General features: G+C 73.7%; 11 protein-coding genes. 8 read left to right on the top strand and 3 right to left on the bottom strand.

Annotation, left to right across the window (positions count from 1 at the left end; translation table 11 throughout):
• Positions 1-59: 59 nt before the first annotated feature.
• Positions 60-965, bottom strand: coding sequence for a lipase family alpha/beta hydrolase (locus ACH4KB_RS27420; protein ID WP_398068557.1), 906 nt, complete (start codon positions 963-965; stop codon positions 60-62).
• Positions 966-1308: 343 nt separating this feature from the next.
• Here ACH4KB_RS27420 and ACH4KB_RS27415 point away from each other — a divergent pair, with 343 nt between their 5' ends.
• On the top strand, positions 1309-1722 hold the full coding sequence (locus ACH4KB_RS27415) for a cobalamin B12-binding domain-containing protein (protein WP_003966859.1): 414 nt from the start codon (positions 1309-1311) through the stop codon (positions 1720-1722).
• A 345-nt stretch (positions 1723-2067) separates the two neighbouring features.
• Here the strand turns inward: ACH4KB_RS27415 and ACH4KB_RS27410 are convergent, their stop codons facing one another.
• The gene (locus ACH4KB_RS27410; RefSeq protein ID WP_398068556.1) at positions 2068-3759 is read right to left on the bottom strand and encodes a DUF5691 domain-containing protein; all 1692 of its coding nucleotides are present in this window, start codon (positions 3757-3759) and stop codon (positions 2068-2070) included.
• Between the two features lie 382 nt (positions 3760-4141).
• Entirely contained in the window at positions 4142-5548 is a 1407-nt protein-coding gene (locus ACH4KB_RS27405; RefSeq protein WP_398068555.1) for an SWIM zinc finger family protein, read from the bottom strand.
• Positions 5549-5702: 154 nt separating this feature from the next.
• Between ACH4KB_RS27405 and ACH4KB_RS27400 the strand changes: the two genes are divergently transcribed.
• The 7 genes from ACH4KB_RS27400 to sucC all read left to right on the top strand — a co-directional run bounded on the left by ACH4KB_RS27400 (position 5703) and on the right by sucC (position 15565).
• Entirely contained in the window at positions 5703-6167 is a 465-nt protein-coding gene (locus ACH4KB_RS27400; RefSeq protein ID WP_398068554.1) for a hypothetical protein, read from the top strand.
• Between the two features lie 235 nt (positions 6168-6402).
• Entirely contained in the window at positions 6403-7527 is a 1125-nt protein-coding gene (locus tag ACH4KB_RS27395) for an AAA family ATPase (RefSeq protein ID WP_398068553.1), read from the top strand.
• Entirely contained in the window at positions 7524-10124 is a 2601-nt protein-coding gene (locus ACH4KB_RS27390) for a DUF5682 family protein (protein ID WP_398068552.1), read from the top strand. The genes ACH4KB_RS27395 and ACH4KB_RS27390 overlap by 4 nt, the downstream gene beginning before the upstream one ends.
• A 188-nt stretch (positions 10125-10312) precedes the next feature.
• Positions 10313-11596 carry a VWA domain-containing protein gene (locus ACH4KB_RS27385; RefSeq protein ID WP_398068551.1) on the top strand — a complete coding sequence of 428 codons (1284 nt, stop codon included), beginning with the start codon at positions 10313-10315 and terminating at the stop codon, positions 11594-11596.
• 100 nt (positions 11597-11696) lie between these two features.
• Positions 11697-12734, top strand: a complete 1038-nt coding sequence (locus tag ACH4KB_RS27380; RefSeq protein ID WP_398068550.1) for a hypothetical protein — start codon at positions 11697-11699, stop codon at positions 12732-12734.
• 105 nt (positions 12735-12839) lie between these two features.
• Entirely contained in the window at positions 12840-13877 is a 1038-nt protein-coding gene (locus ACH4KB_RS27375) for a hypothetical protein (RefSeq protein WP_398068549.1), read from the top strand.
• Positions 13878-14383: 506 nt separating this feature from the next.
• Entirely contained in the window at positions 14384-15565 is a 1182-nt protein-coding gene (gene sucC / locus ACH4KB_RS27370; RefSeq protein ID WP_097871141.1) for an ADP-forming succinate--CoA ligase subunit beta, read from the top strand.
• Positions 15566-15582: the final 17 nt, after the last annotated feature.

Below are 15582 nucleotides of genomic sequence, written 5' to 3'. Positions count from 1 at the left end.
TCCGTCTTTCGGTGGACGGCAGGCGCAGCCTTGGTCCTACGTTCGACTGATGTTCTATTTCAGGCCGCGGAAGTCGCCCCGGTGGAGGATCCGGCAGCGGTGGCGGTGTCCTCTCCGGCCTCCGGTGCCTCAAGAGCCTCACGGATCGCGGCGGCCACCGTCGGGTGCACGGGCAGCGCGAGGTGTCCGATGCCGGTGACGCGTACGTTCACCGCGTCGAGATCCGGATGGTCGACGCACGCTGTTCCGACCGGAACCATCACCTGGTCCAACTCGCTCCAGAAGCTCACGAACCGGGTCCGGCAGCCGGGAGCGGGGGCGCGCAGCTCCTCGATCACGGAGGAACCGCCGCGCATCTGACGCACGATGGGGTGAATGCCCGCCCCGGGGGCGACGGCGGTGCCCCCGTGGGGGGTTCCGAGCGTCACCAAGGTGCGCACCCGCCGGTCACCTCCGAGTCGCTGTACGTAATAGCGGGCGATCAGGCCGCCGAGGCTGTGCCCGACGACGTCGACCCGGCTGTGCCCGGTGCGCTCGCAGATTTCCTCCACATGCCGCCCGAGCAGTTCGGCGGCGGTGGGGATGTCGCGGGTCAGCGGTGAGTAATTGAGGGCTTCCAGGTGGCGGTGGCCGTGCCCGGTCAGCGCGCGCCGCAGGACGACGAACACGGAACGGTTGTCGATGAAGCCGTGCAGCAGGACGACGGGGGGCGCGGTTGCGGCCGCGACCGGCGGGGCGGTGGTCTCGGGCGGGGTCCCGCTGTGATCCGGGCCGTCGGCGCCGGTGCTCGCGGGCCGGTTCGGCGGGCGGGGGGACCGGCGGCGCTCCGGGGCGAGACCGAAGGGGTAGGCGATCAGGTGCCCGGCGAGGACGGCCAGCTCCAGCGCGGTGGCGCCGAGGAGCGCGGCCGACAGTCGGGGGCCGGGCAGGCGGGGCAGCAGGGAGAGGAGAGGGAGGAGCTTCACGGCCGGCCTCCTGCACTGGCATACGGGGAGGCGGCTCCCGTCCCCGTATGCCCTCATGGGGTGTCTCCGCGTCTCCGCGTCTCCGCGTCGGTCGCGGATCTGCGGGTACGGGGGCCGTACCACCGTGCCGTGCGGCTGGCGGCGCGGTGGTACGACAACCTCGTGGCGGCTTCCCTAGGGGTGTCCGATCGGTCACGTACGGGTCGATGGCGCCCGGCGAACATGTCCCACATGTGATTTCCCCCTCCCCGCCTGCCGTGAAACAGCGCCTTGCGGAATGCTGTGGATAACGTTCGTTCACATCCCCGGCCCTTCAGGCGCGGGAGACCAGGTGGAGGCAGTGATGGGTGTGACCGGTCCGATCCGTGTGGTGGTGGCCAAGCCGGGACTCGACGGCCACGACCGCGGGGCCAAAGTCATCGCGCGGGCGTTGCGGGACGCCGGTATGGAGGTGATCTACACCGGGCTCCACCAGACGCCCGAGCAGATCGTCGACACCGCGATCCAGGAGGACGCCGACGCCATCGGCCTCTCGATCCTCTCCGGGGCGCACAACACGCTGTTCGCCAAGGTGATCGAGTTGCTGAAGGCCCGGGAGGCGGAGGACATCAAGGTGTTCGGCGGCGGGATCATCCCGGAGGACGACATCGCGCCGCTGAAGGAACTGGGCGTCGCGGAGCTGTTCACCCCGGGGGCGACGACGACCGAGATCGTCACGTGGGTCAACGCCAACGTCCGCCAGGCCGCACAGGCCTGAACACCGGCCCCGGAGCGGGCCCGCTGCGTACGGGGCCCGCGCGGGTGACGGCGATTCCGTCGCCGTCCCGGGGCATCGATGCGGCCCTCGCCCGCGTGGGTGCCCGCGGTCGTGGTCGCCGGCGTGTGTGTGCTCGTGGTCGCCGCAGCCCGGGTGTGTGCTCGCGGTCTCGTGGCCGCCCGCCCGTGTGTGCTCGCGGTTGCCGCCGCCCGGGTGTGTGCTCGCGGTCTCGTGGTCGCCCGCGTGTGTGCCCGCGTCTTCTTCGTCGTCTGTCACGGCGGTGGGCGGGTCAGCTCCCTTCCCCTACGGCGGCGGGCAGCTCCGCGCCGTTCCCCCTCCCGCGCGTCAGGACATCAGTTCCGCCTCCATCGCGGCGCGCAGCCGCAGCGTGGAGACCAGGCGCTGGAAGGCTTCCGACCAGTAGCCGCCCGCCCCCGGCGATGCCCCCTCCTGCTCGTCCTGCGCGGCCGTCAGGACCTCCAGCCGGTCGGCCTCGGCCGGATCCAGACAGCGTTCCGCGAGGCCCATCACTCCGCTGAAACTCCAGGGATAGCTCCCGCCGTCCCGCGCGATGTCGAGAGCGTCGACCACCGCACGCCCGAGCGGCCCGGCCCAGGGAACCGTGCACACCCCGAGCAGCTGGAACGCCTCCGAGAGGCCGTGCGCGGCGATGAACTCGGCGACCCAGGACGCGCGTTCGGCCTGCTCCAGGATCGCGAGGAGCTTCGAGCGCTCGGCGATCGAGGCCGCCCCGGGTCCGCTCGCCGGGGGCGCCGAGGGGCGCCCGAGCAGGGCCCTGGCCCACTGGGGATTCCGCTGACGCACGGCCGCCCGGCACCAGGCGGCGTGCAGCTCGTCCGCCCAGCCGTCGGCGACGGGCAGGGCCACGATCTCCTCGGCAGTACGTCCGCCGAACCGCTCCTCCCAGATGCCGAGCGGGGTGGCCTCCACCAACTGGCCGAGCCACCACGACCGTTCGCCCCGGCCCGTCGGCGGAACCGCGGCGACGCCGTCGCGCTGCATCGCCGCGTCGCACTCGTGCGGCGCCTCCACGGCTATGGAGGCGGTGTCCCCGGTGCGGTCCGGGTTCACGCAGGACATCGCGCGGGCCGCCATCCGTCCGGCGAGCGCCGACTCGGGCAGCGCGGACAGCAGTTCGGCGGCGGTGGCGCGGACATTGCGGCTGCGGTCGGAGAGAGCCTGCTCCAGGAACGGCTCGTCGTCGCCCCCGAGCCCGGACCGCAGGGAGTCCAGGAACATCAGCCGGTCCTCGGCCCGTTCGGCCGGCCAGGTGGTGGCGAGCAGGGCGAGCGCCGCGGGCGGGTCCTGCGCCCGTACGGCGTCGAGCAGCGCGACCCGCTCCGCGAACAGTCCCTCCTCCCACAACCGGGCCACGGCTTCCTGGTCTCTGATGTCGGAGTGGGGCGCACCGCTCGCCGCGCCCCGTAGGGCGAACCTCCAGTCGGGATTCAGTCCGGCCAGCCACAGGCCGCGCGGCCCGGCGAACGCGAGCGCCTGCGGGCGCAGGTCCGTACGGGCGCGGGCGGCGTCCAGCAGCTGCGGCAACAGGGCCGCCGGGGCACGGAAACCCTTCCGGTTGGCGGTGGCCAGCCACTGCGGAATCAGCTCGGTGAGGTCGGGGACTGCCCCGCGGCGCCCGCTGCCCGAGGGCGCGGCCCGGTCGGCCAGCAGGTGGGCGAGCCGGTGCCGGGCGGCCTCGGGCAGCGCCGGGCGGGGATCCGGTGCGGCGGGCCCGGGCCGGTTCTCCGGCACGGCCGGCAGCAGCCCGGCCCGCTGCCGCACGGTGTGCAGTGCGGCAGCGTCCAGCAGGGCCGCGGGCGCATCGGCCGGTACGGGGCCGCCGTGTGGCGCCGGGGGGCGGCGGTCGGTGCCCAGGAGCGCCGAGGTGACGAGCTCCTCCCAGGGGAGGGAGTCGACGGAGGCACAAGCGGCGGTGCTAGCGGCGATATCGGCGGCAGAGGCGGCAGAGGCGGCGGGGGCGGTGGGGGTGGCAGTGGGGCTGGTCGAGCGAGGCATCTTTCCCCTCCAGCGGCGGAAGTGCGCGGATGTCGGACTGGGACGGCGGGCTGATGGCGGGGGAAGGGCGGCGAGCCGGGACGACGGTCCGGGGCGGCGGCGCCGGAGTTCGCGGTGGTGGGCGAGCGGACGGGTGGGGCGGTCGCGGGGTGTGCCGGGCAGGTGGATCGGGGCGGCGGGAGGGGTGCGGCCGGGCGGGGCGGCGGGCAGCGAGCCGGGGGACGGGTCGGAGTTCGCGGGCGGTGGGCCGGTGGGGCGGGTCGTGGGGGTTTGCCGGGCGGTGGGGCGAAGTCGTCGGGTGCGGTGGACAGGTGGGGCGGGTCGTCGGGGTGTGCCGGGCAGGGTGGGGTGTCGCTCGGGCCGGGGCGGCCGGGCGCGCGGGTCAGACCAGTTGGACGATCGAGCCGCCCGTGGTGCGCCGGTTCTCCTCAGCTTCGTCCGGGTCCCAGGCCGCGAACGGGTCGAAGCCGCGGTGGCCGATCTCGCCGAACACGGTGACCGGGCCACCGCCGGACAGGGCGACGAGCTTCCACAGCCCCGGCCGGGACAGCGCGGCCGGGGCGATCGGTAGCGCGGAGTCGGCGCCCGCGTCCGCGACCTGCCAGCCGTCCTTGGTCGGCACGGGTATGACGTCGCGCAGGGTGACCGGCCAGGCGTCCAGCCAGGGGTCGTCCCGCAGGGCGTCCCCGTAGATGGCCGGCGCGGCTGCCGCGGCGATCCCCGGCGGGGGCCCGGCCGGGGCCATGGCCCCGAACTGCTCCCCGAGCTCGGCACGGAGCTGCCCGCCGCCCGGATACGGCGTCAGCTCGGCGTCGATCGTCGCGCCCACCGGCAGCGCCTGAGCCGGGGGCCGGCCCGCCGCGCCGAAGGAGAGCAGCAGAGCCGTGCGGCCCGACTCCCGTCCGTACAGCCAAGTCCGCCGGGCGACGATCTTGCCGTCCGGGGTGTCGTACTGCGCGAGGACCAGCCAGTGGTCACGGACCGGGGCGCCCTCGGCGGACACGGGCAGTCCCACTCTCGTCCGCACGGTCGCGGCCAGCGGGTCCGGCAGCCGCTCCCGGCCGAGCCAGGCCGTGTCCAGCAGATGGAGCAGGCCGCACTCCTCCAGCAGGCGGACCGGCCAGCCCGGACCGGACCCGGTGATCGCGCCCAGCTCCCTCACCCGGGCAGCGAGCCCTGGAGCCTGGGCGTCGACCATGCGGGCCGCGGTCTCCTCCCACAGGCCGTACCCCGAGCGCTCGGTAGCGGCGAGTCCGCCGCGCAGCAGGTCGGCCAGGCGCTGTTCCAGCTCCTGGGCCCCGCCCGTGACGCGCTCGGCACGGCGCTCCGCCCGCTTTCTGGCAGCGGCGGGGTCGGAGGGGCCCCGCGTGGTGTCACCGCCCGCGGCGGGCCCGCCCTTCTCCGCCGCGAGGCCGCGCCGGGCCCCGAGCCACGCCGCGGCCCAGTCGGCCGGCTCACCAGGCCGGAACGCGGCGTCGTCGGACGCCCGGAGCAGCAGCAGCCCCAGCGCGTGCTTGCACGGGGACTTCCGGCTCGGGCAACTACAGGAGTAGGCCGGGCCGGTGGTGTCGACCACCGTGCGGTACGGCGTGCTCCCGCTCCCCTTGCACAGGCCCCATACCGCGCCCGCCGCGTCGCGGCCCGTGCCCGTCCACGGGCCGGCCGCGCCGAGCCGGGTGCCCGCCTTGCGTGATGTGCCGTCAGGAGCCAGTGCCAGCACCTGTTCCACCGACCAGCGCGCCACCGGTCCAGCGGTGGGCGAGGGTTCTCCCCCGTGAGATAGCAGCATGCGTCCGACGGTAGGGGGCACCACTGACAAACCCCTCCGACCTGCGAAGCAGCCGATCCAAGCGGGATTTGACTTTGCCAATCCCTTGCGTTTCTCTGCGATCTCCGCGTACGGAAAGGATCCGTGCCCGGCCCGATCCAGGGGGGATCCGAAGATGAACCGCACCATCCGCACCGCACGTACCGCCAGAACCGGCCACCCGGTACGCGCTGCTGCCCACGCCCTCGCGATCGCCGGTCTCGTGCTCGGCCTCGGCGCCTGCTCGGCCGAGTCGGTGGACGAAGCGGTCGGCAAGGCGGTCGACACGACCGTGGACGAGAAGTACGAGGTCACGTACGAGGTCACCGGCAAGAGCGTCGACGAGATCACGTACCACGGGGGCGGCGGGGAGGCCATGGAGCCCAAGCTGGAGACCGTCACCTCGCCGACCCTGCCGTGGAAGAAGACCGTCGAGCTGCGCGGCATCATGCCGCCGGCCGTCATGCCGATGGCCCTGGACGCGGGCGGCGCCGACGTCACCTGCACCATCACGTACAAGGGCAAGGTCATCAAGGAGGCGAAGGGGGAGGGCATGCTCACGGCGGGCGGCTGTGTCGCCGTCTCCCCCATCGTGGGCTGACCAGCTGACCAGCTGACCAGCTGACCGGCTGACCAGCTGACCGGCTGACCGGCTGACCGGCCGACTGGCCGAGCGGCCGAGCGCCTGAGTGACTGGTCGAGCGCGGGTCCGGCGGGGGCGGCCGAGTCGGTTTCGCGCGCCTCCCAACGGGTCCTGACCTGCGGTCAGGGCCCGTTGTCAGTGGCATGGTGCACGGTGGGAACCACATCAGGTCGAACGATCTGGAGGGGGATCCATGACCGTGTCCGAAACCACCGCGGCCGTCGAGCCGGAGGTGGGCGCCAAAGCGCTCCGCCCGCATGCCGAGGACGCGTTCGCCGACGAGCTGAAGGCGCTCGAAGCCGCCGACGACCGCCCGAGGCCCGCCCGTTGGCGGCTGTCGCCCTGGGCCGTCGCCACCTATTTGCAGGGCGGGACCCTGCCGGACGGCACGGTGATCACGCCGAAGTACGTGGGCCCGCGCCGCCTCGTCGAGGTGGCCGTGACGACGCTCGCCACCGACCGGGCGCTGCTCCTGCTCGGCGTCCCCGGTACGGCCAAGACCTGGGTGTCCGAGCATCTCGCCGCCGCCGTCAGCGGTGACTCGACGCTGCTCGTGCAAGGCACGGCGGGGACGCCCGAGGAAGCCGTCCGCTACGGGTGGAACTACGCCCAGCTGCTCGCCCACGGCCCCAGCCGCGACGCCCTGGTGCCCAGTCCGCTGATGCGGGCGATGTCCGAGGGCATGACCGCCCGGGTCGAGGAGCTGACCCGCATCCCGGCCGACGTGCAGGACTCGCTCATCACGATCCTGTCCGAGAAGACGCTCCCCGTTCCCGAGCTGGGGCAGGAGGTCCAGGCGGTCCGCGGCTTCAATCTCATCGCCACGGCCAACGACCGGGACCGCGGCGTCAACGAGCTGTCCAGCGCGCTGCGCCGCCGGTTCAACACCGTCGTGCTGCCCCTGCCCGCGACCCCGGAAGCCGAGGTCGACATCGTGTCCCGACGGGTCGACCAGATCGGCCGCTCGCTCGACCTGCCCGCGGCGCCGGAGGGCCTGACCGAGATCCGGCGCGTGGTGACGGTCTTCCGCGAACTGCGCGACGGGGTGACCACCGACGGGCGCACCAAGCTCAAGTCCCCCTCGGGCACGCTCTCCACGGCGGAGGCGATCTCCGTCGTCACCAACGGTCTCGCACTCGCCGCCCACTTCGGCGACGGCGTCCTGCGCCCCGGCGACGTCGCGGCCGGCATCCTCGGCGCGGTCGTGCGGGACCCGGCGGCGGACCGGGTGGTCTGGCAGGAGTATCTGGAGACCGTGGTCCGCGAGCGGGACGGCTGGAAGGACTTCTACCGCGCCTGCCGCGAGGTATCCGCATGACGAGCCCCGCCGGGACGGCGGCGACGACGACCGGGACGGCGGCGACGACGACCGAGACGGCAGCGACGACGACCGGGGCGGCAGCGGTGACCGGGGCCCCGGCCACGACCGGGGCGCCAGGGGCGACCGGAGCCCCGGCCACGACCGGCACGGGCGGGCCGGGGCCCCGCGTGGCCGCCGGGCCCTGGCTCCTGGGGGTACGGCACCACGGCCCCGGGTCGGCCCGCGCGGTCCTCGCCGCGCTCGCGGCGGCCCGTCCGGCCGCAGTCCTCATCGAGGGGCCGCCGGAGGGCGACGCGCTGCTGCCCCTCGCCGCAGACCCGCGGATGCGTCCTCCCGTCGCGCTGCTCGCGCACGCCGTGGACGACCCGGGGCGGGCCTCCTTCTGGCCGATGGCCGCGTTCTCGCCAGAGTGGGTGGCCATCCGCTGGGCTCTCGACCACGACGTCCCGGTCCGCTTCATCGACCTCCCGGCAGCCCACTCCCTCGCGCTCAAGGAATCCGCGCCGGGCATCGGGAGCGAGGAGTCGGCGGCGGGAGAGCGGGCCGAGGAAGAAGCCACGCCGCTCGTCGACCCGATCCGGGTCCTCGCCGAGACCGCCGGATACGACGATCCCGAACGCTGGTGGGAGGACGTCGTCGAGCACCGCTCACCCACCGGAGCGACACCCACCGGAGCGACACCCTCCGGAGCGACGCCCACCGGCGGCCCGCCCGGAGTCATGGCGGACGAGAACGGTGGGGGCGATGGGGGCGAGGTGGGCGACGGGGGCGACGCGCTCGCGCCGTTCGTCGCGCTGGCAGAGGCCATGAGCGCTCTCCGCGAGGTGTACGGCGAGGGTGGGCAGCCCCGGGACGCGGTGCGCGAGGCGTACATGCGGATCCAGTTGCGTACCGCGCGCAAGGAATTCGGGGACGACGTCGCCGTCGTCTGCGGCGCCTGGCACGTTCCCGCCCTCGCCGCGCGGACCACTCTCGCCGCCGACCGCGCCCTGCTCAAGGGCCTCCCGAAGGTCAAGGCCGACCTCACCTGGGTGCCCTGGACACACCGCAGGCTCGCCCGGCACAGCGGATACGGGGCGGGGATCGACTCGCCGGGTTGGTACGGGCACCTCTTCGACGTCGCCGACCGGCCGATCGAGCGATGGATGACCCAGGTCGCCGGACTGCTGCGCGAGGAGGACCGGTTCGTCTCCACCGCCCATGTCATCGAGGCCGTCCGGCTCGCCGAGACCCTCGCAGCCCTCCGGGGCCGCCCGCTGGCCGGCCTCGGCGAGACGACCGACGCGGTGCGGGCCGTCATGTGCGAGGGGTCCGACGTCCCGCTCGCCCTCGTCCGGGACCGGCTCATCGTCGGCGAGACCCTCGGTGAGGTGCCGGACGCCGCCCCTGCCGTCCCGCTGCAACGGGACCTGACCCGCAGCCAGCGCACCCTCCGGCTCAAGCCGGAGGCATCGGAACGCGAGCTGGACCTCGACCTGCGCAAGGAGACCGACGCCGCCCGCAGCCGCCTCCTGCACCGGCTGCGCCTCCTCGACGTCGGCTGGGGCGACCCGGTCGAGGGCCGGGGCAGCACCGGCACCTTCCGGGAGAGCTGGCGGCTGAGCTGGGAACCGGAACTGCACGTCCAGGTCGCGGAGGCGGGCGTGTGGGGTACCACCGTGCTCACCGCCGCCACCGCGAAGGCCGAGTCGGGGGCCGTGGCGGCGACCGCGCTGGCCGACGTCACCGTACTCGCCGAGCGCTGCCTCCTGGCCGGACTGCCCGACGCGCTGCCCGTCGTGATGAGGGCCCTCGCCGACCGGGCCGCACTCGACGCGGACGTCGGCCACCTCGCGGACGCGCTGCCCGCCCTGGCCCGCTCCCTGCGGTACGGGGACGTGCGCTCCACGGACACGGCGGCGCTCGCGGAGGTCGCCGCCGGACTCGCCGAGCGGATCTGCGTCGGCCTGCCGCCCGCCTGCACCGGCCTCGACGGCGACGGAGCCGAGGCGCTGCGCCGTCGGATGGAGGCCGTGCACGGTGCGATCGGGCTCCTGCTCGCCGGAGCGGCCCCCGCCGATGGGCTGCGGGAGCGCTGGGACGCCGTTCTGCACAAGCTGGCGGCCCGGGACACGGTCGCCGGGGTCATCCGGGGCCGGGCCACCCGGCTGCTCCTGGACGAGGGACGGCTGGCCGAGGACGAGGCGGCCCGGCTGATGGGCCTGGCGCTCTCGCCCGGAACGCCGCCCGCCGACGCCGCCGCCTGGATCGAGGGGTTCGTGGGCGGGGCGTCGGGCGGCGGCATGCTGCTGGTCCACGACGAGCGGCTGCTCGGCCTCGTCGACGCCTGGCTGACCGGTGTCCCCGCCGAGATGTTCACCGATGTGCTGCCGCTGCTGCGCCGCACGTTCTCCGCGTACGACCCGGGCGTACGGCGCGCGCTGGGCGAGCTGGTCCGGCGCGGGCCCGTCCCCGAGGGCGCCCGCCGGGACGACGCCGCTCGGGCGTCCGGGGGCTTCGGACCCGGTCTCGACCGGGTCAGGGCCGACGCGGTGGAGCCGGTGCTGCGCCTGCTGATCGGCCGCGGACCGGAGGCCGGTGAGGCAGCCGGATGACGACGACCACGACGGACCCGGGCACGACAGGGCACAGCGCGACGGACCCGGGCACGACCGACCACGGTACGACAGGCCACAGAGCGACCGGCCCGGGCATGAGGGGTCACGGCGCGACAGGCCACAGCGCGACGGGCCCGGGCATGAGGGGTCACGGCGCGACAGGCCACAGCGCGACGGGCTCGGGCATGAGGGGGCACGGCGCGACGGACCCGACGGGGGAGACGATGGAGCGGACGACGGCACAGACCTCCGGGACGGCGCGGACCACCGCCCCGCACGTGCCTGACGCCGAACGGCTGCGGCGCTGGCGGATGGTGCTCGGCGCGGACAGTGCCGACGGCGCCGCGCGCGCCCTCACCGGCCAGGACGCCGCGATGGACGGTGCGTTGGAGGCGCTGTACGGCGGGGGCGCGGGGAAGAAGCCCGGCGGCCGGGGCTCCGGTGGCCGTACGGCGGGCCTCGGCGCGTCGGCGCCCTCCGTCGCCCGCTGGCTCGGCGACATCCGGACCTATTTCCCCAGCTCCGTGGTCCAGGTCATGCAGCGCGACGCGATCGACCGGCTCGGCCTGGCGGCCCTGCTCCTCGAACCGGAGATGCTGGAGGCGATCGAGGCGGACGTCCACCTCGTCGGCACCCTGCTCTCCCTCAACAAGGCGATGCCCGAGACGACGAAGGAGACCGCACGGGTCGTCGTCCGCAAGGTCGTCGAGGACCTGGAGAGGCGTCTGGAGAGCCGCACCCGGGCCACCCTGACCGGTGCCCTGGACCGCTCGGCGCGCATCAGCCGGCCCCGCCACCGGGACATCGACTGGAACCGCACCATCCGGGCCAACCTCAAGAACTACCTCCCCGTCCCGGGGGCCGACGGCGCGCCGCCGACGGGCACGATCGTTCCCGAGCGTCTCATCGGCCACGGGCGCGCCTCCCGGTCCGTCAAGAAGGACATCGTCCTGTGCATCGACCAGTCGGGCTCGATGGCCGCGTCGGTCGTCCATGCCTCGGTCTTCGGGGCGGTGCTCGCCTCCATGCGCACCCTCTCGACCCGGCTCGTCGTCTTCGACACGGCGGTCGTCGACCTCACGGACCAGCTCGACGACCCGGTCGACGTCCTCTTCGGCACCCAACTCGGCGGCGGCACCGACATCAACCGGGCGCTCGCCTACTGCCAGTCGAAGATCACCCGCCCCGCGGACACCGTCGTCGTCCTCGTCAGCGACCTCTACGAGGGCGGCATACGCGACGAGATGCTCAAGCGGGTCGCCGCGATGAAGGCTTCCGGCGTGCAGTTCGTGACGCTGCTCGCGCTCTCCGACGAGGGCGCACCCGCGTACGACCACGAGCACGCGGCGGCGCTCGGGGCGCTGGGCGCACCAGCGTTCGCCTGTACGCCGGATCTCTTCCCGGACGTCATGGCTGCGGCGATCGAGAAGAGGCCACTGCCCATACCGGACAAGGAGACCCAACAGTAACCGGGGACTTGCGCGACCCCCACGGGCTCGTGCAAGCATCGACCCGTCATTCGCGGAGGGGCGCATTCCGCCAGCCGTGCACCAGAGAGGATCCACCGAGGTGACCGCAACCGCCGCTGCTCGCGCAGCCGTCGATCCGCGCCCTGCGCGGGGTACGGCGGGGCGACGCGCGGTACAGGCGGTGCTGCTCCTCGGCGGGCTGCTGGCCCTGGGTCTCCTCGCGGGTGGACACGCGGAAGCGCGGGAGCGTCCTGTCCCGGGCCCGCTCACCGCCTCCGTGGCGGACGCCGTGCCGGAGGTCGCAGCCTCTGAGGCCGCCGTCCGTACGGCAGTCGAGCCGGCGACCCAGCCGGTGGTCAGGACAGTGATCAAGCCGGTCGAGCGGGCCGCCCGGCAACAGGCCGCACAGCAGTGGACCGTACAGAAGGCCCCTGCGGAACCTGTAGGGGAATCCGGCGCGGAACCAGCCGCCGAACCCGCCGCCGAACTAGCCGCGGAACCAGCCGCCGAACCCGCGACCCCCGCCGGCGCCCTTGCCCCCGCCGATACCCTTGACCCTGCCGGCGCCCTTGTTCCCGCCGACACCCTTGCCCCCGCCGGCGCCCTTGCATCCACCGTGGACCGGATCGCCGGGGAGGTGTGGCCGTTGGTGCCGCCCCTGCCGGGGCTTCCCCCGCTGTCCTCCGTGCTCCCCGTCCTCCCCGTGGCCGGTGGAGGACCCGACATACCCGGTGCACCGTCACCTTCCCTGCCGGACACCGGTCGTGGGCCACGGAGCGGCACGGCGGCGCCCGCCGACGCAGGGGCGGACGCCTCTGCCGAGCCCGCGGCCGACCACGACCGGAGCATCGCGGACCAGAGCTCCGCCCCGGTCGTGCCGGAGATATCCGGAGCGCCGGACAGCGGGCTCGCGCCGGTCTCCGAGCCCCCGCCGGCTCCGGGCCGTGCGCCGCTCGGTCCCTGCGGCGACCTCGTGCGTACGGCGGTGGCCGACGGTCAGGGGCCGCGCGGCGGCGACCTGCACGCGGTCCCTGCCCCGAGTGGTCCGTTCACCGCGACCGTGCAGGGAGCGGGCCTCCCGGCGACCGCCGCCCCGATCCCCGACAGATCCGGCGAGATCCTCGCATTCCCCGGCTAGGGCAGGCCGTTCCCCGCCTCGACCTGCCGCGCGGGGGCGGAACAGGTCTGCCCGCGTCCGGAGTTCTCCGGACTGCCGAACATTTTCGAAGGATCTGACACACCCATGCACAAGAACATGCGCCGATCCATAGCCGTCGCCGCCACCGCCACCGGTATGTGGGCGCTCGGCACCGCCGCGGCGAGCGCGGACGAGCTGCCCGTGTCCGTGCCGCTCTCCACCCCGGACCTGGCGGCCGAGGCCCCGGACGCGACGGAGATCGTCGAGGACGTCAAGGACGTCAAGGCCGTCAAGGACGTCACCGGCACCAAGGCCCTCAAGGACCCCAAGGCCGTCGATGGCATCGACGGCACCGACGGCGTCAAGGACACACTGACGGAGGCCGGGAGCAAGGCCGCCGGTGCGGCCGACGTACGGGACGGCCTCCCGTCACAGGTGCGTGCGCCGCAGGTCCCGCAGGCCGCGCAGGCCGCGCAGGTCCCGGAGCTCGGCGACGTACAGCAGGTGCCCGGGGCCGTGCGGCTTCCCGCCGCGCCGGCCGACGAGATCGACTACCTCTTCGGACCGATCGAGCAGATCCCCGGCTACGCGCAGAACCAGGCGCCGGCCGCCGTCCAGGGGGCGCTGGCCGAGGCAGGACCCGTGGTCGGGCAGACGTCCGACTCGGTGCTGCCGCCACTCGCCGCGGGCGCGGTCGGCGTCGCGGTCCCGGTCGTCGGGCAGGCGGTCGGCGACGTCGGCACGCTCGCCCGGGGAGTCGTCGGCGAGGTCGCGCCGTTCGCCCAGGGCGTCGTCGGCGACGAGGCCGCGCCCTTCGTGCGGGGCGTCACGACCGAGGTCCAGCCGCTGGCGGGTGACGTCACGGGTGCGGCCCTGCCGTTCGCCGGGGGCGTCGCCTCCGAGGTGGCGCCGCTCGCCGAGGGGCTGACCGGTGACGCGGTCGCGCCGTTCGTCCAGGGGGTCACCACCCGGGTCCAGCCGCTGGCCGAGGGCGTCGGGGCGCAGGCTCTGCCGTTCGCGGGCGGTCTGGCGGACACGGTCAGTGAGGACGCCCGCCCCGCCGTCGGTCACGCGGGCTCCGGCGTCCAGGGCGTCACCTCCGTCGCCCCGTCCTTCGTGACGGACGTGCTGCCCGCGCTCTGAGCAGCCTCCTCTGAGCAACCGGCTCTGAGCAGCCCGCTCTGAGCAGCCCGCTCGGAGAAGCCGGCTCGGAGAAGCCCTCCCCGAGAAGCCCCCTCCCCGAGAAGTCGGCGCCGAGAAGTCGGCGCCGAGATGTCGGCTCTGACATGTCGGCTCTGAGAAGTCCGACAGGGGCGGACGGCGCGGGCTGAGAGGTCGCACGGTTTCACCACATCGGAGTACTCGGCCCAGGGGACCCGGGCCGGGTGCTCCGGTTCCGACCAGCCCCTTCCGGCTCCCGGCAAGACCCGCCCGGGGGCCGGAGGGGCCACCCCCTGTGACCGTTATCACCGCTCAGGTGGGATCTGCGATTTAGGGTCACACGGAGCGCGGGGATAACCTGCCGGATGGACATGCCGCGTACTCGGACACCGTGTACGCCTTCCTTGTGACCGCGCAGTCACGTTGCCCATCGCGGCACGCCCACGCAGAAGAACGAACCGCGATACCACTAAAAGGGACGGACGCGCGTGGACCTGTTCGAGTACCAGGCGAGGGACCTCTTCGCCAAGCACGGTGTACCGGTGCTGGCCGGTGAAGTCATCGACACGCCTGAGGCAGCCCGCGAGGCGACCGAGAAGCTGGGCGGCAAGTCTGTCGTCAAGGCGCAGGTGAAGGTCGGTGGCCGAGGCAAGGCCGGCGGCGTCAAGCTGGCGGCCGACCCCGACGAGGCGGTCGCCCGGGCGACCGACATTCTCGGTATGGACATCAAGGGCCACACGGTCCACAAGGTGATGATCGCCGAGCTGTCCCCGGAGATCGAGGCGGAGTACTACGTCTCGTACCTCCTCGACCGCACCAACCGCACCTTCCTGGCCATGGCCTCGGTGCAGGGCGGCATGGACATCGAGGAGGTCGCGGAGAAGACCCCCGAGGCCCTCGCGAAGGTCCCCGTCAACGCCGTTGACGGGGTCGACATCGTCAAGGCCCGCGAGATCGTGGCCCAGGCGAAGTTCCCGGCCGACGTGGCCGAGGGCGTCGCCGAGGCCATGGTGACCCTGTGGGACACCTTCGTCGCCGAGGACGCGCTCCTCGTCGAGGTCAACCCGCTGGTCAAGACCAAGGACGGCCGGATCCTGGCCCTGGACGGCAAGGTGTCTCTCGACGAGAACGCCGACTTCCGTCAGCCGGGTCACGAGGCGCTTGAGGACAAGGCCGCAGCCAACCCGCTCGAGGCTGCCGCCAAGGCCAAGAACCTCAACTACGTCAAGCTCGACGGCGAGGTCGGCATCATCGGCAACGGCGCCGGTCTGGTCATGTCGACCCTGGACGTCGTCGCGTACGCCGGTGAGAACCACGGCAACGTGAAGCCCGCCAACTTCCTCGACATCGGTGGCGGCGCCTCCGCAGAGGTCATGGCGAACGGCCTGGAGATCATCCTCGGCGACCCGGACGTCAAGTCCGTCTTCGTCAACGTCTTCGGTGGCATCACCGCCTGCGACGAGGTCGCCAACGGCATCGTGCAGGCGCTCGCGCTGCTCGAGTCCAAGGGCGAGAAGGTCGAGAAGCCGCTGGTCGTGCGTCTCGACGGCAACAACGCGGAGCTGGGTCGCAAGATCCTTTCCGACGCCAACCACCCGCTCGTGCAGCGTGTGGACACCATGGACGGCGCGGCCGACAAGGCCGCCGAGCTCGCCGCGGCTGCGAAGTAAGGAAGAGGGACTCAGAC

The sequence above is a fragment of the Streptomyces sp. NPDC017520 genome (genome assembly GCF_044329855.1).
GTDB lineage: Bacteria > Actinomycetota > Actinomycetes > Streptomycetales > Streptomycetaceae > Streptomyces.
Note: the sequence above shows the minus strand (reverse complement) of the source record. Positions and strands in the feature narration are given on the sequence as shown.

Excerpts from the sequence above, each read along its gene's own strand:
- ACH4KB_RS27405 (WP_398068555.1), bottom strand. The coding sequence starts at position 5,548 with ATGCTGCTATCTCACGGGGGAGAACCCTCGCCCACCGCTGGACCGGTG.
- ACH4KB_RS27375 (WP_398068549.1), top strand. The coding sequence starts at position 12,840 with ATGCACAAGAACATGCGCCGATCCATAGCCGTCGCCGCCACCGCCACC.
- ACH4KB_RS27385 (WP_398068551.1), top strand. The coding sequence starts at position 10,313 with ATGAGGGGGCACGGCGCGACGGACCCGACGGGGGAGACGATGGAGCGG.
- ACH4KB_RS27400 (WP_398068554.1), top strand. The coding sequence starts at position 5,703 with ATGAACCGCACCATCCGCACCGCACGTACCGCCAGAACCGGCCACCCG.
- ACH4KB_RS27410 (WP_398068556.1), bottom strand. The coding sequence starts at position 3,759 with ATGCCTCGCTCGACCAGCCCCACTGCCACCCCCACCGCCCCCGCCGCC.
- ACH4KB_RS27390 (WP_398068552.1), top strand. The coding sequence starts at position 7,524 with ATGACGAGCCCCGCCGGGACGGCGGCGACGACGACCGGGACGGCGGCG.
- ACH4KB_RS27415 (WP_003966859.1), top strand. The coding sequence starts at position 1,309 with ATGGGTGTGACCGGTCCGATCCGTGTGGTGGTGGCCAAGCCGGGACTC.
- ACH4KB_RS27395 (WP_398068553.1), top strand. The coding sequence starts at position 6,403 with ATGACCGTGTCCGAAACCACCGCGGCCGTCGAGCCGGAGGTGGGCGCC.